This window comes from Mesorhizobium sp. M0676, from assembly GCF_040320535.1.
Taxonomy (GTDB): domain Bacteria; phylum Pseudomonadota; class Alphaproteobacteria; order Rhizobiales; family Rhizobiaceae; genus Mesorhizobium.
The window spans coordinates 41,367-67,757 of sequence record NZ_JAMYPU010000014.1; the positions used below are offsets into that span (position 1 = coordinate 41,367).

Below are 26,391 nucleotides of genomic sequence, written 5' to 3' on the forward strand. Positions count from 1 at the left end.
TCCATCGCGCATTTTGAAGAATACGCATGTCGTTATCCCAGAACCGTCAGGCTTTGGGCGGCATGCTTGAGGGGAGGACTTTATGGATTTTTCAGTGGTGAACTGGCTGGCGGTGGTTGTCGCGGCCGTCGCGGCGTGGCTGTTTGGCGCCGTCTGGTACACGGCCCTCAGCAAGCCTTGGATGAGGGCGGCCAGGATCGATCCGTCAACGTCAAAGAAATCAATATTGCCCTTCATCATCTCCTTCATCGCCGAGCTGATCATGGCGCTGGTCTTAGCCTTGGTCGTCGGCGCGATGACCGGCGGCGAGCCGGTCCTTGTCGCAGGGCTGATCTTCGGCTTCGTCCTCTGGCTGGGTTTCGTCGCCACGACGCTGACGGCCAACCATCGCTATGAGAATTTCGGCTGGGACCTGACCCTGATCGACGGCGGCCACTGGCTCGGCGTGCTGTTGATCATCGGCGCGGTGATCGGCTGGTTCGGGACGCCGGTCGCCGGCTGAGGCCTGCAGAAGTCGTCAGGTCTGCGTCCTGGCGACTTCGTCGAGGATCCATTCGCGGAAAGCGATGATGCGCGGATCGTTGGCAGTGCTCTCGGGATAGACCAGGAAGTAGCCGAACTCCGGCCCCACGCGCAGACCGAGTTCAAAGGGCTGCACCAGCCTTCCCTGGGAAAGGTCGCTTGCCACCATGGCGAACTCGGCGAGCGCCACGGCATTGCCGTCGAGCGCCGCCTGCACGGCATCGGTAGAGGTTCCAAACACGATAGTCCGGCTGTCGTCGAAATCGTTGATGCCGGCCGCCGCCATCCACATGCGCCAGTTCGGCCATGTCACGCCTTGGCGCGACCATTCGATATGGGCAAGCGTGTGGTTGAAGAGGTCGCGCGGTTCGCGCAGCGGCGGGCCGGAGGTCAGCAGGCTCGGGCTGCACACCGGAATGAGGATGTTGTCGAACAGGCGATGGGCGCGAAGCCCCGGATACTTGCCGACCCCGAACCGGATGCCGACATCGACGTCGTCGAGTTCGAAATCGCGCACTTCGTAGCCGATGTCGAACCTCAGCTCGATACTGGGCTGAAGTTTGCGAAAATCGTCGACGCGCCGCATCAGCCATTTTGACGCGAACTGCGCATCGAGCGTCACCTTCAGCAATGCCGTGCCGCGCGTCAGCTTGCGCGCCCGCGACACCGCCCGGTTGAGCAGGTCCAGCGCATCGATCGAGGCCTCGAACAGCACCGTACCTGCCTCGGTCAACCGGATGGTACGACTGGTTCGCGTGAACAGCACCAGCCCGAGCTGATCCTCGATTTCCTTGATCTGGTGGCTGACCGCCGCCGGCGTCAGCCCGAGCTCGTCGGCAGCGCGGGTGAAATTGAGGTGGCGGGCGGCGGCTTCCAGAGTCCTCAGCGCGCGCGTTCCGGGCAACAGACGGGACATCAACGTATCCTCAAATAAAACTTGACGATCCGAAAAGAACTACTCGTTTCTCTCATGGATTTCAATGCGGCATGATGCATCCATCGAAACACCATCAAGCCGGATTTGATATCCGGCGGAACACGGGAGCGCATCATGTCCATCTTCGTTTTGAACTCGCCAGCAGCTCGCTCGAACTGGTTGCATGCCGTAACGGACTGGCTTCGCCAGGCGAAAGTCGCCATCAACCTGCCGCGCCATGACGTGGAGGATCTGTCGGATCGCCAGTTGCGGGACGTCGGCGCGCAGCGCAAGGACGTGACGCGGGCCGTGGACCGGGAACTCGGCCGGCTTGGATTGCTGGACACTGGGTGGCAGAAGCCGAGAAGGCGTTAGGCAATGGTGAGTAGTGAGTAGTGAGTAGTGAGTAGTGAGTAGTGAAGGATTGAAACGACGCCGAGACCATCCTACTCCCTACTCCCTACTCCCTACTCCCTACTCCCTACTCCCTACTCCCTACTCCCTACTCCCTACCTCACCACCCTCACCACCGTCCGGTCCGACACCAGCGGCAACAGCCGCGCCATTGTCCGCGCTGTCACCGCCACGCAGCCTTGCGTCGGTGTGAAGCCTGGGCGCGCCAGATGGAAGAAGATGGCGCTGCCGCGGCCGCGCCGGCGCGGCGCCATGTTCCAGTCGAGCACCAGGCAGGCGTCATAGAGGCGGTCGTCGCGCCGCATTCGCTCATGGCTGGCGCCATAGGGGATTTTCACCGGCCGGTTGTAGTTGCGGTCGTCCGGCACCTCGCACCAGCCGAGATCGGCGCCGATCGGCGCCATCGCCAGCCGGGTTTTGCGGCCGGCCGCGAAATGATCGCCCCGAAAATATCCTGACAAAATCCGCATCTCGCCAAGCGGCGTCGCACCGTCGCCTTCGCGCTTGTTGGCTGAGATGCCGCCGCGTCCGAGCGCGCAGGCAAACACCTTGCTGCCGGCCTGCAATATCCCCTGGCTGGGGTTGCCCGGCCTCGCCCGAACCACCAGCACACGCAGCCCTTTCGGCAAAATTGCGCCGGCTGCATTGCGATCGCGTTTTTTCTTGTATGATCGTGTCACGGAACAAATCACTGTGATCGGACTGTTGCGCCGGTCAGCTTCCGCATAAATGGGGGGCGGTCAACTGAAAATTCTTTTCAAAACAATGGATTGATCCATGACATCACGTACCATTCTGATCGTTGACGACGATGACGACCTGCGCGGAACCCTCGTCGAGCAACTGGCCCTTTACGAAGAATTCGACGTCTTGCAGGAAGCGACCGCCGCCAAAGGCGTCGCCGCGGCGCGCGGCGGGCTCATCGACCTGCTCATCATGGACGTCGGGCTGCCCGACATGGATGGCCGCGAGGCGGTGAAGATCCTGCGCAAGGGCGGCTACAAGGCGCCGATCATCATGCTGACCGGCCACGATACCGATTCCGACACGATTCTGGGCCTCGAGGCCGGCGCCAACGACTATGTCACCAAGCCGTTCCGCTTCGCCGTGCTGCTCGCCCGCATCCGCGCACAACTGCGCCAGCACGAGCAGAGCGAGGACGCCACCTTTTCGGTCGGCCCCTACACGTTCAAGCCCAGCCAGAAGCTTCTGATCGACCCGCGCGGCGGCAAGGTGCGGCTGACCGAGAAGGAAGCCTCGATCATCAAATATCTCTATCGAGCCGACCAGAAGGTGGTGACGCGCGACGTCCTGCTTGAGGAAGTGTGGGGCTACAATTCCGGCGTCACCACGCACACGCTCGAAACTCACGTCTACCGGCTGCGCCAGAAGATCGAGCGCGATCCTTCCAATGCTGAAATTCTTGTGACAGAAAGCGGCGGCTACAAGCTGGTTCCTTAAACTTTTCATTGTTCAATAAGCGGTCGGGGCGGGACTGTTTCGGGGAGGATCCGGCTGGGGGAGCCTGGATCGGCCCGCTGCGCAGATTGAAGTGTTAGAGCGTCCTTTGCGCGTTCAATTGGACACGCGGCGCTCTAAGGGAGGGATTGGACTGACCGTTCGGGGACGCAGCTAGAGATGGCGCTGGATGACGACATCCGCATCCTGTCCGCCGTGAAGCTCTTTGAGGGTTTCACGCAGGAACAGCTGCGCCTGCTCGCCTTCGGCGCCGAAGCCACCCATCTGCAGGCCGACCGCAAGCTGTACCGCGAGGATGACGAAGCCGACTCGGCCTATATCGTGGTCAGTGGCCGCATCGTGCTCTACCGCGAGCATGACGGCGACCGCATCCCGATCGGCACCGCCGGCCCCGGCACGATCCTCAGCGAACTGGCGCTGATCGCCGACTCAAGACGGCTGACCAGCGCCTCGGCCGAGACCGATTCGGAAGTGATAAGGTTGAGCCGCAAGATGTTTCGCCGCATCCTGGAGGAATATCCCGAAGTGGCGGTGAAACTGCACCAGCGAATCCTCGATGATTTTCAGGCCATGATCGCCCGCATCGAGAAGTTGGCGCCAAGGTTTGGCGGGTAGGTCCCCGCGACCGCGCTCACGCTTGGGTGTGTCGAGATTCAGGTCAGGCCGAGTCGAAAATGGCTGATACCGAGAACCGGAGCGGAGCGTACTCAAAGTACGCACCGGAAGCGCAGGTATCGGCCATTGCAGGCCGGCCTCACCTGAATATCGGCACGCCTAATCCAGGTCGAACCGCGCAATCACCGGCACATGGTCCGAGGGCCGCTCCCAGCCACGCGCCTCTCGCAGGATCTCATAGCCGGCAAAGCTCGGCACCAGGTTCGGTGACGACCAGACATGGTCGAGCCGGCGGCCGCGGTTCGAGGCTTCCCAGTCCCGCGCGCGATAGCTCCACCAGGTGTAGAGCTTCTGCTCTGGCGGCACGTCGAGCCGCATCAGGTCGACCCAGTCGCCGGCGATCCGCATCGCGTCGAAATTTTGCGTCTCGACCGGCGTGTGGCTGACGACGTTGAGCAATTGCTTGTGCGACCAGACATCGTGCTCCTGCGGAGCGATGTTGAGGTCGCCGACCAGGATCGAGGCCGACACCTCGTCATGCGCGGCGCGGATGGCGTTCATCTCGGCAACGAAATCGAGCTTGTGGCGGAACTTGCGGTTGATCTCCGGATCGGGCTCGTCGCCGCCGGCCGGCACGTAGAAATTGTGGACCAGGATTGCCTTGCCGCCGGCCTGCACCTTGACCGACAGATGCCGGCTGTCATCGATCTCGCAGAAGCGCCGTTTCTCGACAATCTCGATCGGCCGCCGCGCCACCGTCGCAACGCCGTGATAGCCCTTCTGGCCATGGAATGCGATGTGCTCGTAGCCGGCCTTGCGGAACGCCTTTTCCGGAAACAGCTCGTCGGGAACCTTCGTCTCCTGCAGGCAAAGCACATCGGGCGCCTGCTCCGTCAGCAGCCGCTCGACGATCGGCATGCGCAGGCGCACGGAGTTGATGTTCCAGGTGGCGATGGAGAAGGGCATGCGGCGGTCCGAACAAGGTCGCCGATCTACTGCCAGCCTAGCGCCACAAACACAAGCCAGCCTTTGCGGGCGGCGGCTCTGATTCAGGTCAGGCCGAGTCGAATGGCGGTCTCCGAGAACCGGAGCGGAGCGTACTTAAACCACGTGAGCACCGGAAGCGCAGGAGATCGCCATTGGCAGGCCGGCCTCACCGCATCTAGCGCTGGTTGGTGTTCAGCTCGCGGTTCGCCGCATAGTCGATGGCAAAGGTGTCCGCAGGGAAGCTGACGCCTTCCTTGGTGTTGTAGATCATCACCGTGGTGTCCTTGCCCTGCGCGTCGGTGATGGTCCACTGGCGCAGATCATAGGATTTCGGATCGAACATCATAGTGATCTTCGAATTGCCGAACACCGACTTGTCGGCAAGCTGGATGGTGGTGAGGTCGCTCTCTTCCTTGATCGATTTCACGCGGCCCCCCGAGAGGTCGATCTTGGTGTCGAGCAACAGCTTCAGCGGCGTCTTCGACAACGGATAGAGATCGGACGTTTTCAGCCGCTTGTTGAGGATGACCACCGACTTGCCGTCGGAAATCACCCGGAAATTCGACTTGCCGTCATAGTTGAAGCGAATCTTGCCTGGCCGCTCAAGGAAGAACTTGCCGCCGGTCTGCTGGTTGTTGGGGCCGAACTGGACGAACTCGCCGCTCATCGACTTGACCGAGGAGAAATGGTCGGCGATCTTTTGCGCCGTCGGCGGTACCGCCGCCTGCGCCGAGGCCAAGAGCTGGAACCCCGGCACGACGTTGATGGCCGCGGCGCCGGCAAGCATCAGGCCAAGGCCGAGCAACTGGCGACGGTTTGGAGCGAAATCGCTGATCGCGGAAAGATCGTTTTTCATGCCGGTCACTCTCGTGTGGTGTGTGTCTCGTTGCAGTCCGTGGACCCCCAGTTAGACTTAAGTTTGGCGGGCCGGACAGCGCTCAGTCGCTGTAACGCGCCAAAAGGTTCAAGGTTGCCGCCGGGCCGTATCGGCTGATCAGAACTTGTCGTCCTCGGTCGGCACCAGGATTTCGCGTTTGCCGGCATGGTTGGCCGGGCCGACAATGCCTTCCTTCTCCATCTTCTCGATGATCGAGGCGGCGCGGTTGTAGCCGATGCCGAGCCGGCGCTGGATATAGCTGGTCGACGCCTTGCCGTCGCGCAGCACGACCGAGACCGCCTGGTCGTAGGGATCGTCGGAATCCTCGAAATTGCTGTTGCCGCCACCACCAGCGCCGCCCTTGCCCGACGGCTCGTCATCGTCCTCGCCGTCATCCTCGGTGATGGCGTCGAGATATTCGGGCACGCCCTGCAGCTTCAGATGGGCGACGATCTTCTCGACCTCGTCGTCGGCGACGAACGGGCCGTGCACGCGCTGGATGCGGCCGCCGCCGGCCATGTACAGCATGTCGCCCATGCCGAGCAGCTGCTCGGCGCCCTGCTCGCCCAGAATGGTGCGGCTGTCGATCTTCGACGTCACCTGAAAGGAGATACGGGTCGGGAAATTGGCCTTGATGGTGCCGGTGATGACGTCGACCGACGGACGCTGCGTCGCCATGATTACATGGATGCCGGCCGCGCGCGCCATCTGTGCCAGGCGCTGCACCGCGCCTTCGATGTCCTTGCCGGCGACCATCATCAAATCGGCCATCTCGTCGATGATGACGACGATGTAGGGCATCGGCTCAAGATCGAGGTTCTCGGTCTCGTAGATCGCCTCGCCGGTCTGGCGGTCGAAGCCGGTCTGCACGGTGCGCGAGATTTTTTCGCCCTTCTTTTCAGCCAACTGCACGCGCGCGTTGAAGCCGTCGATGTTGCGCACGCCGACCTTGGACATCTTGCGGTAGCGGTCCTCCATCTCGCGCACCGTCCACTTCAACGCCACCACGGCCTTCTTCGGGTCGGTGACCACCGGGGTCAGCAGGTGCGGGATGCCGTCATAGACGGAGAGTTCGAGCATCTTCGGGTCGATCATGATCAGCCGGCAGTCCTGCGGCGTCAGCTTGTAGAGCAGCGACAGGATCATGGTGTTGATGGCGACGGACTTGCCGGAGCCGGTGGTGCCGGCGACCAGCACATGCGGCATCTTGGCGATGTCGACGATCACCGCCTCACCATTGATGGTCTTGCCCAGCGCCAGCGCCAGCTTGGACTTGGTCGTCTCGAAATCGCGGCTGGCCAGGATCTCCCGGAGATAGACGGTCTCGCGCTTGGCATTCGGCAATTCGATGCCGATGGCGTTGCGGCCGGGCACCACGGCGACGCGGCAGGCAATCGCGCTCATCGAGCGGGCGATGTCGTCGGACAGGCCGATGACGCGCGACGATTTGATGCCGGGCGCCGGCTCCAGCTCATAGAGCGTGACGACGGGGCCGGGCCGCACCGCGATGATCTCGCCCTTGACGCCGAAATCCTCCAGAACGCCTTCGAGCAGGCGCGCATTCTGCTCCAGCGCGTCCTTGGACAGGCTGGCGTCGCGCACCACGTTCTTCGGCTCCGACAGGAAATGCAGCGACGGCATTTCGAATGTTTCCGAGCCAATCAGCGAGGTCTGCGCCTCGCGCTGGACGCGCGCGCCCGGAGCGGGACGCGGCGCAGGTGCGGCGACGCGGGTCGCTGCATCGGAGCGGAAGTTCTGCACCTTGGCGTTCGTCGCGGCACGGCGCTGGACCGGCTCGTCGTCGAGTTCGACCTCCTCGTCGCCATTGTCGAAACCGGCATCGAGGACGTCGTCATCGTCCGGATCGACGGAAACGCTGCGGTCATTGACCATGGCGGCGAAGAACTCCGGCTCGACGCGGGCACGGCCATCCGGGCTCATCCGCGCTTCGGCGAATTCCGCCGATTCGACCCGTTCGGCGGCGCGGCGCCATGCGGTGGAGCGCTGCTCCATCTCCGGCTCGAACTCGTCGCGCTCCTGCTGGCGGCGCACAGCCCGGCGATGCATCCAGGCGCGGAAAGACAGCCACCAGTGGGTAACGGCGCCGAGCGCCAGTATCCCCTCGTCGCCCTCGTCCTCGTCTTCGTCGAAGAGCAGGTCGTCCTCTCGGGGATCGGGCTCCGCGGTGCGCTCCATGACGGCAAAGCCGTTCTTGCGCGCAATCAGCGCCGAGCCATAGGCAAACAGCCACAGCGCCGGCGCAATGAGCACCATGGCAATGATGCTGGCAACAATGCCGGTCGGGTAGCCGCCAATGACCAGGCCCGGAATATTGAGCACCATGTCGCCGAACACGCCACCGAGGCCGGTCGGCAACGGCCACGTCTTGGGCGGCACCACGCAGCCGGCCATCGCCGCCGCGAGCAGCGCGAAGCCGAACCAGGCAAGGCCGCGCTTCGGCAGCCTGTCGACGCCGCGCGCCGAAAACAGAAGAAAGCCCCAGATCACCGCCGGCACCAGGGCGGCAACCGCGGCAAGGCCGAAGAACTGCATGGCGAGGTCGGAGAATACCGCGCCCGCATAGCCCATGGCGTTGGTGACGATGTTGTCGGTGGCGTGCGAGAAGCTGGGATCGGCGACGTTCCAGGTCGCCAGCGCCGCGACGCCAAAGGCGACCAGCGCAAACAGGCCGGCGCCGACCAGCCGCCCGACCTGGCGCCGCGCGAATGCCTGGATGCCGTGCCCCGTATCGGTCAGCGCGAGCGGTGCTGAAGCCCCTGAACGCATGCTTCGTTCCCCGTCTGTCATGGACTGGCCGGGCGCATGACGCACTCCGGCAGATTCGGATGTCAGACTATCGGGGGGAAGGTTAAGGCCGCATTAACTATACGCACCCGGAGCCACGATCTTGCTCACTCCACTGTAGGCAGTCTCAACAGTTCGGAACCAATCCGGTCGACGTCTCCCCGCCGGCGGCCATCACTAGAACGTGATTGCGCAGGGACCGAGGCCTGCCAGCACGGTTGCCAAAAAGAGAGGCCCGGAATGACCCGGGCCTCAAAGCGTGAACTCCTTTCGGGAGCGTCACGACGGGATGGGAGAATGCGGGCGGCCGAGGCCGCCCCGCAAGGCTTACGAGTGGTAGGCCGCTTCGCCATGCGAAGTCAGGTCGAGGCCTTCGCGCTCGGCGTCGGCTGTCGGACGCAGACCGATGATCAAGTCGACGACCTTGTAGAGGATTGCGCTGCCGATGCCCGACCACAGCAGGGTTACCAGGACGCCTTTGCCCTGCGCCAGGAGCTGCGTGGCCGTGCCGGCATAGCCGGCGGCGAAGTCGGCCGTCGAATAGTCGACGATGCCGGCGCCGCCGAGGGCGGGATTGACCAGAATGCCAGTGCCTAGCGCACCGATGATGCCACCGACGCAGTGGACGCCGAAGACATCGAGGCTGTCATCATAGTCGAACGTGTTCTTCACCACCGAGACGAAGAAGTAGCAGACGAAGGTGGCGACGATGCCAAGCACGATAGCGCCCATCGGGCCGGCAAAACCTGCAGCCGGCGTAATCGCGACGAGGCCGGTGACCGCGCCCGAAACAGCGCCGAGCATGGAGGCTTTGCCGCGCAGCAGCGATTCAAGCACGATCCAGGCCACTGCCGCCGCCGCCGTAGCGACGAAGGTGTTGATCATCGCCAGCACCGCATAGGCGTTCGCTTCGAGGTTCGAACCGGCGTTGAAGCCGAACCAGCCGACCCACAGCAATGAAGCGCCGACCATGGTCAGCGTCATCGAGTGCGGCGCCATGATGTCCTTCTTGTAGCCGATGCGCTTGCCGATCATCAGCGCGCCGACGAGACCGGCAATGCCCGCATTGATGTGAACGACCGTGCCGCCGGCGAAGTCGATGGCGCCGAAGCTGAAGATCAGGCCGGACGGGTCGGCATAGGCGCTCGGGCCGCCCCAAAACCAGACCATGTGCGCGATCGGGAAGTAGATTAACGTCACCCATAGGATAACGAAAAGGATCAAGGCGGAGAATTTGACGCGTTCGGCGAATGCGCCGACGATCAGGGCGGGCGTGATGCAGGCGAAGGTCATCTGGAAGACGACGAACACCAGTTCAGGAATGGCGACGCCCTTGCTGAAGGTTTCCGAAAGCGTCGATACGTTGACGCCGGAGAGAAACATCTTCGAAAGGCCGCCGACGAAGGCGTTGCCCGGGGTGAAGGCGAGGCTGTAGCCGTAGAAGACCCAGATGATCATGACCACGCTGGTGATGGTGAAGACCTGCATCAGCACCGACAGCATGTTCTTGGTACGAACCAGGCCGCCGTAGAAAAGCGCAAGGCCGGGAATGGTCATCAACAGCACCAGCACGGTGGAAATCATCATCCACGTGGTGTCGCCCTTGTCGACGGTAAAAGCCGGCGCTGCTGGCGCTGCCGCCGCGACGGCGGGAGCCGCCTCCTGCGCGAAGGCAGCAACCGTGCCCAATGCTCCGAGCGCTAAGGAGCCCAGCAGCGCGGAGCGCGCTACTGACTTCAAGGTGGAAGGTATATTCATTGAACTCTCCATTGGAATACGTGTTCGCCGCTCAAAGTGCGTCGGTGTCTGTTTCGCCGGTACGGATGCGCACCGCCTGATCGATGCCGAAGACGAAGATCTTGCCGTCGCCGATCTGGCCGGTCTTGGCCGCCGCCGTGATGGCTTCGACGGCCTTGTCGACCAGGTCTGTGCTAACCGCGACTTCGATCTTGATTTTCGGCAGGAAACTGACCGCGTATTCCGCCCCGCGATAGATTTCCGTGTGTCCCTTCTGACGCCCGTAGCCTTTGACTTCGGTGACGGTCAGGCCCTGGATGCCGACGGCGGTGAGCGCTTCGCGCACCTCGTCGAGCTTGAACGGCTTGATGATTGCCATCACGATTTTCATAAGGTTTCACCCTTTGCTGTTGCGGTCCCCCGCGTTTGCACACCTTCACCGATCCCAAAAAGCCCGGAGAGTGCCCAACAGGATTCAAGCTCCGTGCCAGTTGCCGAAGCAGGGTGTTAACTCATTGTAAACAAACGGATCGCTCGAGTCCCGGCGCCACGGTGCGCACTGTCAACGGACAGTCACTGATTAAAAAGTAGGCAATTTTTCGAAAATGCCTATTCCGCAGGCGGCCGCTTCAGCCGGATCAGGCCTTCTTGGGCAACCGAGGCGATCAGCGTGCCGTCGCGGGCAAACAGCGAGCCGCGGGTGAAGCCGCGCGACCCCTGCGTCGACGGGCTGTCCTGCGTGTACAGGATCCAGTCATCGAGCGGATGGCTGCGATGGAACCACATCGCATGGTCGAGGCTCGCCGCCTGGATGTCGCGGTCGAAAATGGCGCGGCCGTGCGCAAAGGTCGAGGTGTCGAGCAGCGTCATGTCGGAGAGGTAGGCAAGCACCGCCGCCTGGATGCCGCGGTCGGCCGGCACCGGGCCGGTGGTGCGGATCCAGATGTTCTGCTGCGGCTCCAGCTTTTCGCGGCTGGTGTAATGCTTCAGCATCACCGGCTTCATCTCGATCGGCCGGTCACGCTCCCAGTAGCGCTTGATGCCGTCCGGCACCGCCTCGCCGAACTTGCCCAGCAATTCGCGCTGCGACAACAGGCTGTCGGGCGGCGGCACGTCGCGCGGCATCGGCAGCTGATGCTCAAGGCCAACCTCGTCCTGCTGGAACGAGGCTTCCAGCGAAAAGATCGCCTGGCCGTGCTGGATCGCCACCACGCGCCGCGTGGTGAACGAGCCGCCATCGCGGATGCGGTCGACCTCGTAGACGATCGGCACCTTGGTGTCGCCGGGCCGCATGAAATAGCCGTGCAGCGAATGCACGTGGCGCTCGGGCTCGACGGTGCGCTGCGCGGCGACCAGCGCCTGGGCGATGGTCTGGCCGCCGAAAACGCGCTGCCAGTCGAGCTTGGGGCTGCGACCACGGTACAGATTGTGTTCCAGCTGCTCGAGGTCGAGAATGCTGAGAAGCTCGTCCATGGCCGCCGTCATGCTTCGTGACCTCGCCGTAAGATGCTATGGCGGTTTCCGACAGGAATGGCGGGCAGTCAAGGCCGGAATGCCCCAGTGGGCGGGGATGGTCGAGACTTCGAAAGGAATTGACATGGCGAACCGCAACCCGGACGCAAAAACCCCGCTCGACGTGCTGGTCGCTGGCGCCGGCTATGTCGGCCTCGCCGCCGCCGTGTCGCTGAAACAGGCGCGGCCGGGCCTCGCCGTGGCGGTCGTTGATGCTGCCCCCGCCGGCGTCTGGCAGAAGGACCGCCGCGCCTCGGCGATCGCCGCCGCCGCCTGCCGCATGCTCGACCAGCTCGGCGTCTGGCAGGAAATCGTCGGGCAATCGCAGGCGATCACCGAGATGATCGTCACCGATTCGCGCACCGCCGATCCGGTGCGTCCGGTGTTTCTCACCTTCGATGGCGAGGTCGCGCCGGGCGAACCGTTCGCCCACATGGTCGCCAACAAGGACCTGAACGGCGCCTTGCGCCGCCGCGCGCAAAAGCTAGGCATCGACATCATCGAAGGTGTCGCGGTCGCATCGTTCGACGGCAATGGCGCCGGCATCACCGTGCATCTGGCCGACGGCGCGGCGATTGAGGCGCGGCTGCTGGTCGCCGCCGACGGCGTCAATTCCAAATTGCGCGACATGGCCGGCATCAAGACGGTGAAATGGGAATATGGCCAGTCCGGCATCGTCTGCACGGTGGCGCATGAGCGCCCGCACAATGGCCGCGCCGAAGAGCATTTTCTGCCGGCCGGCCCGTTTGCAACGCTGCCGCTCAAGCCCACCGAGGACGGCACCAACCGCTCGTCGCTGGTCTGGGTCGAACGTTCCGAGGATGCCGAAAAGCTGGTCTCGGGCGACGACCTCGTCTTCGAGCAGGAGCTTGAATTGCGCTTCGGCCTGAAGCTCGGCGAAATCCGCGTCACCGACAAGCCGCGCGCCTGGCCGCTCGGCCTGACCATCGCGCGCGCCTTCGTCGCCCCGCGCGTAGCACTTGCCGGCGACGCCGCGCACGGCATCCACCCGATCGCCGGCCAAGGCCTCAATCTCGGCTTCAAGGATGTGGCGGCCCTTGCCGAAGTGGTGGTCGAGGCCGATCGCTTGGGACAGGATATCGGCGCGCTCGACGTGCTCGAGCGCTACCAGCAATGGCGCCGCTTCGACACGGTGCAGATGGGCGTCACCACAGATGTGCTGAACCGGCTGTTTTCCAACGACATCGGCGCGCTGCGCCAGGTCCGTGACATCGGCCTCGGCCTCGTCGAACGCATGCCCAGGCTGAAGGAGTTCTTCATCCGCCAGGCGTCGGGGTTGTCCAACGGCACACCGCGACTATTGAAGGGGGAGGCGATCTAGCAGCCAGACAAGGTAGTAGAAGACCACAATGGCGACCAGCGTGCCGACCACCAGCCTGCCGGCGCGGGATTTGCGCAATCTGTCACCAAACAGCATGCCGATCAGATCGGCCAATTCCGCAGCCACGTACGCAATTGCTTCCATCTGTGCCTTGACGGTTTGGGGGTACCGTCCCATTGATGTGGGGACGACCGCCTTCCGTTCAAGATCAATGTTGACCGAGGTCAGTTGACCTCAAACCCCAGCTTCTGCCGCAGTCGCAGCATGCGTTGGTCGGCGACCTTGAAACTCTGCTCGCCGCTCTTGGCAACACGATCCAGCATCTGCAGCAGATCTTCGCGCTCGTGGGGATCGAGGCGCTCGCGCAGGAAGGGCGCCAGCTTGTCGATGACGATCGTCGTGTCGTCGATCTGCGCCGCGGCCCATTTGGCGTAGACGACGGCTTCATCGGTCTTCTTCTGGTTGTCCGCAATCTGCGAGATCACCTCGCGGATGACCGTTTCGCGCTTCGGCAGGATCGGGCCGTGCTCCGCTGCCAGTGCGGTGATCAGCGTTGCCGCCGCCACCACAGGATCGTCGATCGCCGTCAGCGGCGACAGCGCCGCCTGCTTGCGCAGCTTCTTGCGCCTTATGTTGCCCTGGACGCGGCCGACGACGTCGGCGACCTCGCGCGCGGCTTCGTTCATGGCCTTCATGCGATACCACCAGAACGCCCCGGCTCCCAGCACGCCGAGAATAGCAATCAGGAAAGGCATGTCCAATTCCCCCGAAAATTGCGGCGACGATAGGAGAACTCCGGCGTTGCTTCAACACGCAAGAATTGTATCTGATGAGAAACAGAGCGGCCCCCTAATCATCCAGACGCCGAGATCGGACGTCCTGGGTTCAGGTCGCTCGTCACGGGCACTAATGATGCAACCGCTTGGCGATAACGCCGACTTCGCATCCACCCCACCCCACCTGCAAGATATTTCACATACTGATATTTCGTTCGCCATCATTGACATGCCATAAATCCCGCCGTATTCAATCTCGCCAGAGATTTCATCTGATGAAATTTCTTGCAAAGCTGATGCGACGAGGCTTTCATCGTCGGGGAACCCGGAGGAGAGAATGAACAGGATTGGGCTGGTGGGCGCGCTGAGCGCCGCTGTGATGACGTTGACCCTGGCGATGCCAGCGTCGGCAGAGAGCAAGTTTCAGTGCAAGCCGGATGAGACCTACGTGATGAACGTCATGGTCTCCGCGCATCCCTATTGGGTGCCGGTCTATCAGGGCTTCAAGCAGGCGGCTGCGGCGATGGGCTGCAAGACAGTGTTTTCGGGCACGCCGGACTATGACATCGCCAAGCAGATCGCTTCCTTCGAACAGGATCTGATCAAGAAGCCGGCCGGCGTGCTGCTGCACCCGATGCAGGCCGATCCGTTCATCGAGCCGATCAACCGCGCCATCGAGAACGGCACCACCGTCGTCACCTTCGCCGCCGACTCGCCAAAATCCAAGCGCGTCTCCTACATCACCTCGGACAATCTGGCGGAAGCCAAGTTTGCCGCCGAGGAGATCGTCAAGCAGGTCGGCGACGACGCCGAATATGGCGTGCTTGAGAACCCCGGCCAGAGCAACCACGATCTGCGCGTCACCGCCTTCATCGACTATCTCGCCAAGAACTATCCGAAGATGAAGCTGGTCGGACGCCAGGCCTCCAATCAGGACGCCAATGTCGCCAACAAGGCGGTGGCCTCGATGCTGCAAGCCAACCCGAACCTCAAGGCGCTGTGGATTCCGGAAGCCGGTTCGGCCGAAGGCGCGGTCGCGGCCGTTCTCGAAGCCAAGGCCAAGGTGCTGATCATGCACGCCGACATCACCCCGGCGACGCTGGAGCAGATCAAGGCCGGCAACATCCACATGGCGCTGAGCCCGAACCAGGGCATGCAGGGTTATCTCGGCTTCGTCGCCACCTTCATGGCGGCGCATCCGGAGCTGATCGACCCGTTCAACGACTACAAGACGTCGGGCCACAACCCGATGAGCATCCCCTTCGCCGATAACGGCTTTGCCGTCATCACCAAGGAGAATGCCGACTCGTTCGACCTGAACAAGTACATGCAGGGCCGCGATCCCAGCTAATCGCGTCCATCAGGCAATCGCGCCATCCGGCGCGGTTGCCTTATCCCTCCCTGAGCAGGTGAGCACACAAGTGGAAAAACCGCCCCTCCTCAAAATATCCGGCCTCAGCAAATCGTTCGGCCCTGTCCGTGCGTTGCGCGATGTTGGTTTCGAGCTGCGCGCCGGCGAAATCCACGCCATTGCCGGCGAGAACGGCGCCGGCAAGTCGACGCTGATGAAGGTGATCGACGGCATACTGCCGCCCGACAGCGGCGACATCCAGATCGACGGCCGCTCCGTTTCGATCCGCTCGCCGCTGGTGGCGCAAAAGCTCGGCATCGGCTTCGTTCATCAGGAGATCGCGCTCTGCCCCGATGTCTCGGTGGCCGAAAACATCTTTATGTCGATCACCAACGCCAGCAAGGCGCTGCTGATGAATTACCGTGACCTCGAGAAGCGCGCTGCCGCGATCCTGGCGCGGCTTGGCAACATCGATCCGACCGCGATGGTGCGCAGCCTGTCGATCTCCCAGCAGCAGCTGGTCGAGATCGCCAAGGCGCTGACGCTCGATTGCCGCATCCTCATCTTCGACGAGCCGACCGCCGCGCTGACCGAGCGCGAGGCCAAGAAACTGTTCGAGATCATCCACCAGCTTGCCGGCGAAGGCATCGGCATCATCTACATCTCGCACCGCATGGCCGAAATCTTCGAAAACTGCGACCGCGTCACGGTGCTGCGCGACGGCCGGTACATCACCACGCTCGACATATCGGCGACGACGCCCGAACAGGTGGTGGCGTCCATGGTCGGCCGCGTCATCGACAGCCTCTATCCCGAGAAGCTGCGCGACGACGAGCGGGCTGAGGAGATCCTGCTCGAGGTTAACAAGCTCTCGGAAGCAACCACCTTCCGCGACATCAGCTTCCAGTTGCGCAAGGGCGAAATCCTCGGCATTGGCGGCCTGATCGGCGCCGGTCGCAGCGAGATCGTTCGGGGTATCTGCCGGCTGGAGGGTCAGGTGACCGGCAATCTCAGCCTGCATGGCAAGCCGCTGTCGCTGACCCATTATGGCGATAGCATCGCCGCCGGCATCGTCTACCTCTCCGAGGACCGCAAGGGCGACGGCTTGTTCCTCGACATGTCGATCGCTGCCAACATCTCGGCGCTGGCGGTGGATCGGATCTCGACGCGCTTCGGCCTCATCAACGACCGCCGCGAGAAGCAGCGGGCGGAGACGATCGGCAAGCAGCTATCGCTGAAATGCGGCCATGTCGGCCAGCCGGTTTCGACGCTCTCGGGTGGCAACCAGCAGAAGGTGGCGATCGCCAAGATGCTGTCGGTCGACCCGAAAGTGATCTTCCTCGACGAGCCGACGCGCGGCGTCGATGTCGGCGCCAAGGCCGAAATCCACCGGATCCTGCGCAAGCTGGCGCGCGACGGCGTCGGCATCGTGGTCATCTCGTCGGAACTGCCGGAACTGATCGGCGTCTGCGACCGGGTGCTGATCGTACGCGAGGGACGCATCACCGGCGAGGTCACCGGCGCGGAAATGACCGAAGAAAACATCATGGTCCTGGCATCGCTTGCCGATGACGGCCGGCAACGGAGCGCCGCATGAGCATCGTGGGGGAAAGCATGGACAGCGTGACGCCGCCGGCCCGCATCGGGTTCGGTGAAAGGCTTGGCGGCCTGATCAGGATGCGCGAGACCGGTCTGATCCTCATCATCGCCGTGCTCTTTGCGGTCATGTCGTTCGCATCGCCGTACTTCCTGACCTGGGACAACATGCGGGCGATGGCGATGGCCTTCGCGGTCGAAGGCATCGTCGTCGTCGGCATGACGATCCTTCTGATCTCAGGCGGCATCGACCTTTCGGTCGGTTCGGTCACCGCACTCGCCATGGTCATTGCCGGCCTGCTCTTCCTCGGCGGCGTCGACCCCTGGCTGGCATCATTGATTGCATTAGCGGCCTGTGCAGGCATCGGCGCCTTTATGGGCTTCTTCGTCACCCGAGTGGGGCTGCACCACTTCATCGTCTCGCTGGCGGTGATGGTGATTGCGCGCGGGCTCTGCCTGCTCGGCACCGGCGGCCGGCCGCTCGGGCTCTACACGCTGCCGCCCGAGTTCAAATTCATCGGCCAGGGCGCCATTGGCGGCATTCCGGTCGTCATCATCATCTTCATCGTCTTCGTCATCCTGTCCGACTTCATGCTGCGCCGCACGACGATGTTTCGCAAAGTCTTCTACACCGGCAGCAATGAGAAGGCCGCCGCCTATTCCGGCATCCGTACCAAGAAGGTCGTGTTCCTGACGACGACGCTCTGCTCGACCCTGTGCGGCTTTGCCGGCGTGATCTACATGGCCCGTTTCGGCTCGGCCCAGCCGACCTTCGGCTCCGGCATGGAACTAAACGTCATCGCCGCCGCGGTGATCGGCGGCGCCAGCCTGACCGGCGGCTCCGGCACCATTCTCGGCGCCATCCTCGGCACCATCCTGCTCTCCGTCGTTTCAAGCTCGCTCGCTCTGCTCGACGTGTCCGTCTATTGGCAGGACATCATCCGCGGGTCCATTCTGCTGACGGCGGTCACCGCCGATTACTACTTCAACAAGCGGCGGGGCTGAGATGGCGGACGGCAGGGAAGATTTCGAGGCGATCCGGCAGATCCACACCGTTCTGGTGCTGCACTTCGTCGACGGCATGAAGCAGAACGACATTGCGGCGGCGCTCAACCTTTCGGCGTCGAAAGTCAATCGGCTGATCGCGCAAGGGCGCAAGCTCGGCATGCTGAGGATCGCGGTCGAGAGCCCGTTCCAGCGCCTCGTCGACATCGAAAAGCAGCTGATCGAGGTCGCGCAACTGGCAGCCGCGATCGTGACTCCGACCGTGGCCGGCAGTCCCGACAGCACGCTGCAGCAGGTGGGGCGCGCGGCGGCCAACCAGTTGCTCGAGACTTTGCGCGACGGCGACGTCATCGCCATTACCGGCGGCAAGGCGATCAGCGCGCTGGTCGAAAACCTGCAGCCCGAGCGCGCCTTCGACGTCACCGTCGTGCCGCTGACCGGCGGCGTCCAGGGCAAGCACTATACCGACGTCAACCATCTGGCGACGCGGCTGGCCGAACGCCTCGGCGGCACCAGCATGCTCTTGCATGCGCCGCTCTTTGCCGAAAGCCGCGAGCAGCGCGATCTCCTGCTGGACATGGCCTCGGTGCGCGAAATCTTCGATCTGGCGCGCAAGGCGGCGATCGCGCTGGTCGGCGTCGGCTCGATCCAGACGCCGGGGTCGAGCTATTACGACCTCCACCCGGGCCTCGATCCCGACCGCGAAAAACTCGCCGCCAGCGGCGCAGTCGGCGAGTTCCTTGCGCATCTGATCCGCGACGACGGCACGCTGGCCGACTATCCGCCCAACGACCGCCTGGTGGCGCTGGCGCCTTCGGAGCTCGGTCGTTGCCGGTCGGTGATGGGCGTCGCTAGCGGCGCCGAAAAGGTCTGGCCGATCCGCGCAGCGCTTCGCGGCAACTATCTCAAATCACTGGTCGTCGACGAAGAGACGGCCAATGCAGTCCTGAGCAATGCGGGGAGCATACGCAATGTCGCCTGAAATGTTGACGCGCACCATTGGCGCGTCGGGAATATCCGCCTCCGCAATCGGCCTTGGCACCTGGGCCATTGGCGGCTGGATGTGGGGCGGTACCGACGAGGCGCAATCCATCGACACCATCCGCGCCTCGATCGATGAAGGCATTTCGCTGATCGACACCGCGCCGGCCTACGGCAAGGGGCTGTCCGAGGAAATCGTCGGCAAGGCGATCAAGGGCCGCCGCGACAAGGTCGTGCTCGCCACCAAGCTTGGGCTGATCTGGCATACCAAGAAGGGCAACCACTTCTTCGACTATGACGGCGCGCCGGTGCATCGCTATCTCGGTGCCGACTCTGTCGTCTACGAAGTCGAGCAGAGCCTGCGCCGCCTCGGCACCGACCATATCGACCACTACATCACCCACTGGCAGGATCCGACCACGCCGGTCGCTGAAACGATGGAAGCGCTCGACCGGCTGAAAACCCAGGGCAAGATCCGCTCCATCGGCGCCAGCAATGTCAGCGTCGCCGATGTGAAGGCCTATCTCGCGGCCGGCCAACTCGATGCGGTCCAGCAGGAATACAGCATGGTTGCGCGTGACATGGAACAGGATCTCTTGCCCTTCTGCGCCGGGAACAACGTGTCGGTGCTCAGCTATTCGTCGCTGGCGCTCGGTCTGCTCTCGGGCAAGATCGGTCCCGACCGCGTCTTTACCGGCGACGACCAGCGCAAGGACAATCCGCGCTTCTCGCAGCCCAACCGCCGCAAGGTGGCAGCGCTGATGGAAGCGATCAAGCCGAGTGCCGAGGCGCACGGCGCCAGCGAGGCGCAGGTGGTCATCGCCTGGACGCTGCAGCAGCCCGGCATCACCTTCTCACTCTGCGGCGCGCGCAGCCCGCAGCAAGCCAGGGAAAACGCGCAGGCCGGCCGCATCAAATTGTCGGGACAGGAGATCAACCAGATCAGTGAGGCCGCCAGCCGCCATCTGACCAATCTCGACGCCTGACCGCCACCAGTAACCCGAACCAAGTTGAGCTGCCGTCCACCGGACGGCAGAACGGCCCAACCTTGCCCGGCAAAGCCATGCCTGATCAGAGAACCGTCATCCTCGACACGATCCGCCGCAACGGCGCGTTCGATGTCGTTGTCATGGGCGGCGGCATAAACGGCATCGGCGTTTTCCGCGAACTGGCGCTGCAGGGTCTCCGAGTTCTGCTGGTCGAACGCAACGATTTCTGTTCGGGCTGCAGTGCGGCACCCTCGCGCATGATCCATGGCGGCCTGCGCTATCTCGAGAATGGCGAGTTCGGCCTGGTGCAGGAATCGCTGCGCGAACGCGACGCGCTGCTGGCCAATGCGCCGCATATGGTGCGGCCGCTGCCGACGACAATTCCGATCCGCTCCGTCTTCTCCGGGCTGATGAACGGCGCGGCAGGCTTTCTCGGCTTTTCGGAAACGCCTTCCAGCCGTGGCGCGCTGGCGATCAAGGCAGGCCTCGCGCTCTACGACTGGACGACGCGCAAGCGCCGGGTGCTGCCGCGCCACAGTTTCCGTGGCGCCAGGGCGACCTTCGCGCAATGGCCGGCGCTCGATCCCAACCTTCGTTTTTCCGCGACCTACTACGACGCATGGATAAGCTATCCCGAACGGCTCGGCATCGAATTGCTGCTCGATACCGCACGCCTGGCGCCCGACAGCCTCGCGCTGAACCGCGCCGAGATTGCGCGGGTAGGGTCGGCCTTCGAACTCATCGACACGGCTGGCGGAGAACGTTTCGCCGTGACCGTCAAGGCGATCGTCAATGCGACAGGCGCCTGGCTCGATTCGGCGATCGCCCGGCTCGACGCCTCCGACAGGCCTGCGGCGCCCCTGGTCGAGGGCACCAAGGGCTCGCACCTCATCCTCGACAACGAGCCGCTCCACCGTGCGCTCGGCGGTCACATGATTTTCTTCGAGAATGCCGACGGTCGCGTCTGCATCATGTTTCCCTATCTCGGCAAGGTGCTGGTCGGCTCGACGGATATCCGCGTCAGCGAAGCCGGGCGCGTGCGCTGCGAACCGGCCGAGACCGACTACATATTGGCGGCGGCGCGGTTGGTATTCCCGTCCATTCCGGTCCGTGCCGCCGACGTCGTCTTCACCTATAGCGGCATCCGGCCGCTGCCGAAGAGCGACCATGCCTTCACCGGCAGGATATCGCGCGGCCATTCCGTGCATCGCATAGCCGGCGGCATCCCGCAATTCTGCATGATCGGCGGCAAGTGGACGACCTTCCGCGCCTTCGCCGAACAGGCGGCCGACGACGTGCTGGCCGAACTTGGCCGCGAGCGCATTCGCGGCACGCTGGCGCTGCCGATAGGCGGCGGCCTCGGTTTCCCCGCAGATCCGGCATCGATGGCAGCCGATCTCGCCGCTGAGTTCGCGATCAGTGCCAACCGCGCCGCCTATCTCATCGATCGCTACGGCAGCGGCGCGCGCGACATCATCCTGTTCTGCCTCGGTCGTCCCGACGACACCAGGCTCGACGACAGGACCGAAACCACGACGGCCGAGATCGTCTATCTCGCCCGGCATGAGTTCGTGACCTGCCTCTCGGATGTTGTCTTGCGCCGCACGTCGCTTGCCATTGCCGGCGACATCTCGACGGTATCAATCGAGCGCATCGCGGATGCACTGGCCGCCGAACGCGGCTGGAGCGATCCGCACCGCGACGAGGAGATAAAAAGTCTCATCGCCGAACTCGACACCTATCACGGCGTCTCGCAAGAGATGCTCGACCAACGCACGATCCCAGGAGCAGAACATGAAAGTCAGCACCAAGGCCCGGATGAACCGGATGTTCACCAACGGCAATTGCCTCGACGTGGCGCTCGATCACGGCGTCTGCAATGAACCGGGGTTTCTCATCGGCCTGGAGGACATGCCACGTGTCATCGACACGCTGATCGCGGCAGGGCCCGATGCGCTGCAGCTCGCCTATGGCCAGGCCGATCTGCTGCAATCGCGACCGGACAAGGGCAAGCCGGCGCTGGTCATGCGCATCGACATGGGCAACCCTTACAATGCACAGCGCCACCGGGTGATGTGGTCGATGCTGCAGAACCATGACGAGCCGATCATCGGCGCGCTGGAAATGGATGCCGCCTGCGTCGTCGTCAATCTGTTCATGCTGCCCGACGAGCCGGAACTGTTTCGCCAATGCGTCGAAAACATCAGCAAGGTCCGCGCCGCCTGCCATCGCTACGGCATGCCGTTGATGATCGAGCCGCTGGTCATGCTGCCCAACGATATCAGGGGCGGCTACCAGGTCGACGGCGATGCGGAAAAGATCGTGACGCTGGTGCGTTTCGCCGCCGAAATGGGCGCCGACATCATCAAGGCCGACCCGACCGAGCACGCGGAAGATTTCCACCGCGTCGTCGAGGCGGCACGCGTGCCGGTGCTGGTGCGTGGCGGCGGCAAGGACGATCTCAAGACGGTGCTGGCAAAATCGTCAGCCCTGCTCAGACAAGGCGCCAAGGGGCTGGTCTATGGCCGCAACATCTATCAGCATGCCAATCCGAAGGCGGTAGTGAGTGCGTTGATGGCGATGATCCACAACGACGCCGGCGGCGAAGAGGCTTGGGACATCTACAACAATGGCTGATCAAGCCGCCTATCTGCTCGGCCTCGACGCCGGCAACACCATCATCAAGGCTGTGCTGTTCGATCATACCGGACGGCAGCTCGCCATGCATGCGGTCGCCGGCCGTTCGCACACGCCGGAGCCGGGCTATGTCGAGCGCGACCTCGGCGGCATGTGGGCCGATGCGCGCGACGCTATCCGCGCCTGCATCGCGCAGGCCGGCATCGATGCCCGCGGAATCGCCGCCATCGGTTGCGCCGGCCATGGCAACGGCCTTTATCTGGTCGACCGTGCCGGCGAACCGCTGATCGGCATCCAGTCGCTCGACACCCGCGCCGCCGGCATGGCGGCGGCCTTGGCGGCGCGAAATGCCGAAGCGCTGCACGCCATCTGCTTGCAAAAGCCATGGCCGGCGCAGACGCCGACCTTGCTGGCCTGGGTCAAGCAGCATGCGCCCGACCTTTATGCCGCGGCCGGCACAGCGATGCTGTGCAAGGATTTCATCACCTACCGCCTGACAGGGGAGCGGGGGAGCGACGTCTCCGACATGTCCGGTTGCGGCCTCGTCCGCATGCCCGAAGGCGTCTATGATTCCGAGCTTCTCGCGCTCTACGGCATCGAGGACGCGCAGGCCAAACTGCCTCGATTGCGCGAGAGCGCCGACATCGCCGGCGCGGTCACCGCGCAAGCGGCTGAAGAGACCGGACTGGCGGAAGGCACGCCGGTCATCGCCGGCTATTTCGACGTCGTCGCCAGCGCCATGGGAGCCGGCGTCGTGCGTCCCGGCGAAGCCTCTGTTATCGCCGGCACCTGGTCGGTCAATCAGGTCTTCTCCACCGCGCCGGTCGTCGACCCAGATGTTTTCATGGTGGCGCGCTTCGGTCCCGGCCGTTTCGTCAACATCGAATCCAGCGCTACATCGGCCGCCAATCTCGAATGGTATGTACGCGAACTCGTCGAGCGCGGTGCCCATTATGACGATCCGTTCGGCCACTGCAACGCGGCTGTCGGCGCGGTGACGCCAACCTGGGACGATCCGATGTTCCACCCGTTTCTCTACGGGTCGGGACAAGGGGCGGAGTTCCGCGCCGGCTTCTACGGCCTCGCCGGCTGGCATAGGGAAGGCCATATGCTGCGCGCGCTGTTCGAGGGCGTGATGTTCGAGCACCGGCGCCACATCAATGTTCTGAAGGACGCCGGTGTCAGCTTCGACAAAGCGGTCCTGTCCGGCGGCGGTTCGCGCAGCGAGCACTGGCCGCAGATCTTCGCCGACGGGCTTGGCGTGCCGATCACCGTCCCTGAAGCACGCGAGACCGGCGCACTTGGTGCGGCGATCGGCGCCGGGGTCGCGGCCGGCCTGTTCGCCGACTATGAGGCCGGCGTCGACGCCATGACCCGGTCAAGCGCCGCCTACCGTCCGAACCCGGCCATGCAGGACCATTACAACAGGCGTTATCGCGCCTATTGCGGCCTTGCCGATACGCTGCGATCGTTCTGGGCCGAACACGCCGCAGAACCGAGTAGAACACCGCCGAGTAAACCACCGCAATGACCCAACGGCTCGATGGCGACTACGACTACATCATTGTCGGCGCAGGCACCGCCGGCTGCGTGCTGGCCAATCGCCTGAGCGAAAACCCGGCGACGCGCGTGCTGCTGCTCGAGGCCGGCGGCAGCGACAATTATCACTGGGTGCATATCCCGGTCGGCTATCTCTATTGCATCGGCAATCCGCGCACCGACTGGATGATGAAGACTGCCCCCGAAGCCGGCCTGAACGGCCGCTCGCTGGTCTATCCCCGCGGCAAGGTGCTGGGCGGCTGCACCTCGGTCAACGGCATGATCTACATGCGCGGCCAGGCGGCGGACTACGATGGCTGGCGGCAGATGGGCAATGTCGGCTGGGGCTGGGACGATGTGCTGCCCTACTTCCTCAAATCCGAGGACCATCATGGCGGCAAGACCGAGCTGCATGGCTCCCGCGGCGAATGGAAAGTGGCGCGGCAACGCCTGTCGTGGCCGATCCTGAACACCGTGCAGGAGGCGGCCAAGGAATTCGGCATCATGCCGCGCGAGGATTTTAACGACGGCGACAATGAGGGGTCCGGCTTCTTCGAAGTCAACCAGAGCAAGGGCGTGCGCTGGAACACAGCCAAGGCATTCTTGCGCCCGGCGCTGCGACGGCCGAACCTCAGGCTGGTCGTCAACGCGCATGTCGAGACGGTGTTGTTCGAGGGCAAGCGTGCTATCGGCGTTTGTTATCGCGTCGGCGGCCAAACCATCGAGGCAAAGGCCAGGAGCGAGGTGCTGCTGACCGCCGGCTCGATCAACACGCCGAAACTGCTGGAGCTTTCCGGGGTTGGCGAGCCGGATCGCCTCGCCGCGCTCGGCATCGATGTGGTTCACGCCAGCCCCGATGTCGGCGAGAACCTTCAGGACCATCTGCAGATCCGCACTGTCTACAAAGTGTCGTCGGCGCTGACGCTCAACACGCTAGCCAACAGCCTGAGCGGCAAGGCGAAGATCGCGCTGCAATATGCCTTTGGCCGCTCGGGACCGATGTCGATGGCGCCGAGCCAGTTCGGCATGTTCTCGAAATCCGATCCGTCGATGGCGACGCCGGACCTGGAGTACCACGTCCAGCCCTTGTCTACCGACCGGCTGGGCGACCCGCTGCACCCGTTCCCGGCAATCACCATGTCGGTCTGCAATCTGCGGCCCGAGAGCGTCGGCTCGGTGCACGCTACGACGCGCGAGCTGGCCGTGCAGCCGGAGATCCGGCTGAACTACCTCTCTACGGCGCGCGACCGCGAGATCGCGCTGCGTTCGGTGCGCCAGGCGCGCAGCATCATGACCGCCAAGGCTCTTGCCGGCTTCCATCCGGAAGAAATCCTGCCTGGTCTCGCCCACCAGTCGGACGAGGACCTGCTGCACCAGATCGGCTCGATCGCCACGACCATCTTCCACCCGGTCGGCACCTGCCGGATGGGCATCGATGACCGCGCCGTCGTCAGCCCGGACCTGCGCGTGACCGGTATCGAGGGGCTGCGGATCATCGACGCGTCGATCATGCCGCGCATCGTCTCCGGCAACACCGCCTCGCCAGTGGTGATGATCGCCGAGAAGGCGGCGGATATGATCCGCCGGCCTGCATGACGTCGCCGCCGCCTATGACCCCGGCACGTCGTAGATCGCCCTGACTTCGACGGTGCCGATTTCAGCCAGCGGAATTTTGCCGGCGATCTCCAGCGCCTTGTCGAGAGTGTCGGCTTCGATCATGACGAAACCAAGCAACTGCTCCTTTGTTTCGGCAAACGGACCGTCAGTGATCAGCCGCTTGCCTTGGCGCCGCCGCACCGTCTTCGACGTCTTCACCGATTGCAGCGCCTGCGCGATGATCAGCTTGCCTTGCTGGTCCAATGACCGGTCATAGGCCATCGAATCGGCGTCGAGCTTGGCCAGACGCTCAGGCGTCATGGCATGGAGGTCCTTTTCCTCGCCGTAGACCAGACAGACATATTTCATTTCCAGCTCCCTTGCTGTGACGAACCATAGGTGATCACGGCGCCGGCGGCATCCTTGCCGGCAGCAGCGTGGTCGAGCACGCAGACCGCAATGCCGATCACGGCGACCGCAGCAAGCAGCCGGCGGAAGCCGGAAGGTCGCGAGCACTCGATCTCGTGTAGACGCGCGCTTTTGTCGGCGTCGTTCCAATGGGCAGAAAACAGATTGTTCATCTTGGATCTCCATCCGCCACGAGAATCCGTGGACGCTCGCAGGACGGCCGGCGCCGATGCAAGTCGACATTTTTGCACGCACATTTTTTCAGAAAAATTTGCAGGGCACGCCGGCGTCGCATCCGGAACAGCGC

The 26,391-nt window shown here is 63.6% G+C and carries 26 protein-coding genes; 14 read left to right on the plus strand and 12 right to left on the minus strand.

All coding sequences use genetic code 11. The features are described from left to right. Nucleotides 1-82 precede the first annotated feature (82 nt). A complete protein-coding gene (locus NKI35_RS17085) occupies nt 83-502 on the plus strand; it encodes a DUF1761 domain-containing protein (protein ID WP_023737978.1) in 420 nt (139 codons plus the stop codon). 15 nt (nt 503-517) lie between these two features. Here NKI35_RS17085 and gcvA read toward each other — a convergent pair whose 3' ends face one another. After that, a complete protein-coding gene (gcvA, locus tag NKI35_RS17090) occupies nt 518-1,438 on the minus strand; it encodes a transcriptional regulator GcvA (protein WP_352741006.1) in 921 nt (306 codons plus the stop codon). Between the two features lie 135 nt (nt 1,439-1,573). Here gcvA and NKI35_RS17095 point away from each other — a divergent pair, with 135 nt between their 5' ends. Further along, entirely contained in the window at nt 1,574-1,813 is a 240-nt protein-coding gene (locus NKI35_RS17095; RefSeq protein ID WP_352741008.1) for a hypothetical protein, read from the plus strand. A 134-nt stretch (nt 1,814-1,947) separates the two neighbouring features. Here the strand turns inward: NKI35_RS17095 and NKI35_RS17100 are convergent, their stop codons facing one another. Next, the gene (locus NKI35_RS17100; protein ID WP_196813612.1) at nt 1,948-2,484 is read right to left on the minus strand and encodes a L,D-transpeptidase family protein; all 537 of its coding nucleotides are present in this window, start codon (nt 2,482-2,484) and stop codon (nt 1,948-1,950) included. A gap of 145 nt (nt 2,485-2,629) precedes the next feature. Between NKI35_RS17100 and NKI35_RS17105 the strand changes: the two genes are divergently transcribed. Together NKI35_RS17105 and NKI35_RS17110 are read left to right on the plus strand one after the other, a co-directional pair. Continuing rightward, nucleotides 2,630-3,313 carry a response regulator transcription factor gene (locus NKI35_RS17105; protein WP_023737980.1) on the plus strand — a complete coding sequence of 228 codons (684 nt, stop codon included), beginning with the start codon at nt 2,630-2,632 and terminating at the stop codon, nt 3,311-3,313. A 177-nt stretch (nt 3,314-3,490) separates the two neighbouring features. Beyond that, complete coding sequence (locus NKI35_RS17110) at nt 3,491-3,946, plus strand: cyclic nucleotide-binding domain-containing protein (protein ID WP_023670494.1); 456 nt, start codon at nt 3,491-3,493, stop codon at nt 3,944-3,946. 159 nt (nt 3,947-4,105) lie between these two features. Here the strand turns inward: NKI35_RS17110 and xth are convergent, their stop codons facing one another. The 6 genes from xth to tesB all read right to left on the minus strand — a co-directional run bounded on the left by xth (nt 4,106) and on the right by tesB (nt 11,837). Next, on the minus strand, nt 4,106-4,912 hold the full coding sequence (gene xth, locus NKI35_RS17115; RefSeq protein WP_023670495.1) for an exodeoxyribonuclease III: 807 nt from the start codon (nt 4,910-4,912) through the stop codon (nt 4,106-4,108). A 196-nt stretch (nt 4,913-5,108) separates the two neighbouring features. Further along, nucleotides 5,109-5,789: an outer-membrane lipoprotein carrier protein LolA gene (locus NKI35_RS17120; protein WP_023670496.1), complete on the minus strand. Its 681-nt coding sequence runs from the start codon at nt 5,787-5,789 to the stop codon at nt 5,109-5,111. Nucleotides 5,790-5,927: 138 nt separating this feature from the next. Next, nucleotides 5,928-8,597: a DNA translocase FtsK gene (locus NKI35_RS17125; RefSeq protein WP_352675678.1), complete on the minus strand. Its 2,670-nt coding sequence runs from the start codon at nt 8,595-8,597 to the stop codon at nt 5,928-5,930. A 345-nt stretch (nt 8,598-8,942) separates the two neighbouring features. Beyond that, nucleotides 8,943-10,373 carry an ammonium transporter gene (locus NKI35_RS17130; protein WP_023670498.1) on the minus strand — a complete coding sequence of 477 codons (1,431 nt, stop codon included), beginning with the start codon at nt 10,371-10,373 and terminating at the stop codon, nt 8,943-8,945. Nucleotides 10,374-10,404: 31 nt separating this feature from the next. Beyond that, nucleotides 10,405-10,743, minus strand: coding sequence for a P-II family nitrogen regulator (locus tag NKI35_RS17135; protein WP_023670499.1), 339 nt, complete (start codon nt 10,741-10,743; stop codon nt 10,405-10,407). Between the two features lie 218 nt (nt 10,744-10,961). Further along, nucleotides 10,962-11,837, minus strand: a complete 876-nt coding sequence (tesB, locus tag NKI35_RS17140) for an acyl-CoA thioesterase II (RefSeq protein WP_023687727.1) — start codon at nt 11,835-11,837, stop codon at nt 10,962-10,964. A gap of 112 nt (nt 11,838-11,949) precedes the next feature. Between tesB and NKI35_RS17145 the strand changes: the two genes are divergently transcribed. After that, nucleotides 11,950-13,206: a ubiquinone biosynthesis hydroxylase gene (locus NKI35_RS17145; protein WP_352741010.1), complete on the plus strand. Its 1,257-nt coding sequence runs from the start codon at nt 11,950-11,952 to the stop codon at nt 13,204-13,206. Here the strand turns inward: NKI35_RS17145 and NKI35_RS17150 are convergent. Continuing rightward, complete coding sequence (locus NKI35_RS17150) at nt 13,183-13,332, minus strand: hypothetical protein (RefSeq protein WP_352741012.1); 150 nt, start codon at nt 13,330-13,332, stop codon at nt 13,183-13,185. The two genes, NKI35_RS17145 and NKI35_RS17150, sit on opposite strands and share 24 nt — an antisense overlap. A gap of 98 nt (nt 13,333-13,430) precedes the next feature. Then, nucleotides 13,431-13,961, minus strand: a complete 531-nt coding sequence (locus NKI35_RS17155) for a hypothetical protein (RefSeq protein ID WP_023670503.1) — start codon at nt 13,959-13,961, stop codon at nt 13,431-13,433. A 400-nt stretch (nt 13,962-14,361) separates the two neighbouring features. Here NKI35_RS17155 and NKI35_RS17160 point away from each other — a divergent pair, with 400 nt between their 5' ends. The 9 genes from NKI35_RS17160 (at nt 14,362) to NKI35_RS17200 (ending at nt 25,676) form a co-directional block, all read left to right on the plus strand. Continuing rightward, nucleotides 14,362-15,333, plus strand: coding sequence for a substrate-binding domain-containing protein (locus NKI35_RS17160; RefSeq protein WP_050587426.1), 972 nt, complete (start codon nt 14,362-14,364; stop codon nt 15,331-15,333). Nucleotides 15,334-15,403: 70 nt separating this feature from the next. After that, nucleotides 15,404-16,930 carry a sugar ABC transporter ATP-binding protein gene (locus NKI35_RS17165; RefSeq protein ID WP_352741014.1) on the plus strand — a complete coding sequence of 509 codons (1,527 nt, stop codon included), beginning with the start codon at nt 15,404-15,406 and terminating at the stop codon, nt 16,928-16,930. 17 nt (nt 16,931-16,947) lie between these two features. Continuing rightward, entirely contained in the window at nt 16,948-17,934 is a 987-nt protein-coding gene (locus tag NKI35_RS17170) for an ABC transporter permease (RefSeq protein ID WP_352741089.1), read from the plus strand. A 1-nt stretch (nt 17,935) separates the two neighbouring features. Next, a complete protein-coding gene (locus tag NKI35_RS17175; RefSeq protein WP_023736785.1) occupies nt 17,936-18,916 on the plus strand; it encodes a sugar-binding transcriptional regulator in 981 nt (326 codons plus the stop codon). Then, nucleotides 18,906-19,901 (plus strand): aldo/keto reductase, encoded by a 996-nt coding sequence (locus tag NKI35_RS17180; RefSeq protein WP_023818312.1) that lies wholly within the window; start codon nt 18,906-18,908, stop codon nt 19,899-19,901. The genes NKI35_RS17175 and NKI35_RS17180 overlap by 11 nt, the downstream gene beginning before the upstream one ends. Before the next feature lie 77 nt (nt 19,902-19,978). Further along, complete coding sequence (locus NKI35_RS17185) at nt 19,979-21,787, plus strand: glycerol-3-phosphate dehydrogenase/oxidase (protein ID WP_352741017.1); 1,809 nt, start codon at nt 19,979-19,981, stop codon at nt 21,785-21,787. Next, nucleotides 21,699-22,541 (plus strand): class I fructose-bisphosphate aldolase, encoded by an 843-nt coding sequence (locus tag NKI35_RS17190; RefSeq protein ID WP_352652338.1) that lies wholly within the window; start codon nt 21,699-21,701, stop codon nt 22,539-22,541. Before NKI35_RS17185 ends, NKI35_RS17190 begins: the two co-directional genes overlap by 89 nt. Then, nucleotides 22,534-24,072, plus strand: a complete 1,539-nt coding sequence (locus NKI35_RS17195; protein WP_352652337.1) for an FGGY-family carbohydrate kinase — start codon at nt 22,534-22,536, stop codon at nt 24,070-24,072. The genes NKI35_RS17190 and NKI35_RS17195 overlap by 8 nt, the downstream gene beginning before the upstream one ends. Further along, nucleotides 24,069-25,676: a GMC family oxidoreductase gene (locus NKI35_RS17200; protein ID WP_023742127.1), complete on the plus strand. Its 1,608-nt coding sequence runs from the start codon at nt 24,069-24,071 to the stop codon at nt 25,674-25,676. The genes NKI35_RS17195 and NKI35_RS17200 overlap by 4 nt, the downstream gene beginning before the upstream one ends. A 12-nt stretch (nt 25,677-25,688) precedes the next feature. Here the strand turns inward: NKI35_RS17200 and NKI35_RS17205 are convergent, their stop codons facing one another. Next, on the minus strand, nt 25,689-26,045 hold the full coding sequence (locus tag NKI35_RS17205) for a YciI family protein (protein ID WP_023698373.1): 357 nt from the start codon (nt 26,043-26,045) through the stop codon (nt 25,689-25,691). Continuing rightward, the gene (locus NKI35_RS17210) at nt 26,042-26,257 is read right to left on the minus strand and encodes a hypothetical protein (RefSeq protein ID WP_352741019.1); all 216 of its coding nucleotides are present in this window, start codon (nt 26,255-26,257) and stop codon (nt 26,042-26,044) included. The genes NKI35_RS17205 and NKI35_RS17210 overlap by 4 nt, the downstream gene beginning before the upstream one ends. Nucleotides 26,258-26,391: the final 134 nt, after the last annotated feature.

Bases quoted from the DNA above. Each gene is read 5' to 3' on its own strand.
- NKI35_RS17110 (WP_023670494.1), top strand. From the start codon at position 3,491: ATGGCGCTGGATGACGACATCCGCATCCTGTCCGCCGTGAAGCTCTTT.
- NKI35_RS17130 (WP_023670498.1), bottom strand. From the start codon at position 10,373: ATGAATATACCTTCCACCTTGAAGTCAGTAGCGCGCTCCGCGCTGCTG.
- NKI35_RS17205 (WP_023698373.1), bottom strand. From the start codon at position 26,045: ATGAAATATGTCTGTCTGGTCTACGGCGAGGAAAAGGACCTCCATGCC.
- NKI35_RS17185 (WP_352741017.1), top strand. From the start codon at position 19,979: ATGCCTGATCAGAGAACCGTCATCCTCGACACGATCCGCCGCAACGGC.
- NKI35_RS17170 (WP_352741089.1), top strand. From the start codon at position 16,948: ATGGACAGCGTGACGCCGCCGGCCCGCATCGGGTTCGGTGAAAGGCTT.
- xth (WP_023670495.1), bottom strand. From the start codon at position 4,912: ATGCCCTTCTCCATCGCCACCTGGAACATCAACTCCGTGCGCCTGCGC.
- NKI35_RS17145 (WP_352741010.1), top strand. From the start codon at position 11,950: ATGGCGAACCGCAACCCGGACGCAAAAACCCCGCTCGACGTGCTGGTC.
- NKI35_RS17105 (WP_023737980.1), top strand. From the start codon at position 2,630: ATGACATCACGTACCATTCTGATCGTTGACGACGATGACGACCTGCGC.
- NKI35_RS17200 (WP_023742127.1), top strand. From the start codon at position 24,069: ATGACCCAACGGCTCGATGGCGACTACGACTACATCATTGTCGGCGCA.
- NKI35_RS17155 (WP_023670503.1), bottom strand. From the start codon at position 13,961: ATGCCTTTCCTGATTGCTATTCTCGGCGTGCTGGGAGCCGGGGCGTTC.
- gcvA (WP_352741006.1), bottom strand. From the start codon at position 1,438: ATGTCCCGTCTGTTGCCCGGAACGCGCGCGCTGAGGACTCTGGAAGCC.
- NKI35_RS17095 (WP_352741008.1), top strand. From the start codon at position 1,574: ATGTCCATCTTCGTTTTGAACTCGCCAGCAGCTCGCTCGAACTGGTTG.
- NKI35_RS17190 (WP_352652338.1), top strand. From the start codon at position 21,699: ATGAAAGTCAGCACCAAGGCCCGGATGAACCGGATGTTCACCAACGGC.
- tesB (WP_023687727.1), bottom strand. From the start codon at position 11,837: ATGACGGCGGCCATGGACGAGCTTCTCAGCATTCTCGACCTCGAGCAG.
- NKI35_RS17195 (WP_352652337.1), top strand. From the start codon at position 22,534: ATGGCTGATCAAGCCGCCTATCTGCTCGGCCTCGACGCCGGCAACACC.
- NKI35_RS17175 (WP_023736785.1), top strand. From the start codon at position 17,936: ATGGCGGACGGCAGGGAAGATTTCGAGGCGATCCGGCAGATCCACACC.
- NKI35_RS17160 (WP_050587426.1), top strand. From the start codon at position 14,362: ATGACGTTGACCCTGGCGATGCCAGCGTCGGCAGAGAGCAAGTTTCAG.
- NKI35_RS17120 (WP_023670496.1), bottom strand. From the start codon at position 5,789: ATGAAAAACGATCTTTCCGCGATCAGCGATTTCGCTCCAAACCGTCGC.
- NKI35_RS17180 (WP_023818312.1), top strand. From the start codon at position 18,906: ATGTCGCCTGAAATGTTGACGCGCACCATTGGCGCGTCGGGAATATCC.
- NKI35_RS17085 (WP_023737978.1), top strand. From the start codon at position 83: ATGGATTTTTCAGTGGTGAACTGGCTGGCGGTGGTTGTCGCGGCCGTC.
- NKI35_RS17125 (WP_352675678.1), bottom strand. From the start codon at position 8,597: ATGCGTTCAGGGGCTTCAGCACCGCTCGCGCTGACCGATACGGGGCAC.
- NKI35_RS17210 (WP_352741019.1), bottom strand. From the start codon at position 26,257: ATGAACAATCTGTTTTCTGCCCATTGGAACGACGCCGACAAAAGCGCG.
- NKI35_RS17135 (WP_023670499.1), bottom strand. From the start codon at position 10,743: ATGAAAATCGTGATGGCAATCATCAAGCCGTTCAAGCTCGACGAGGTG.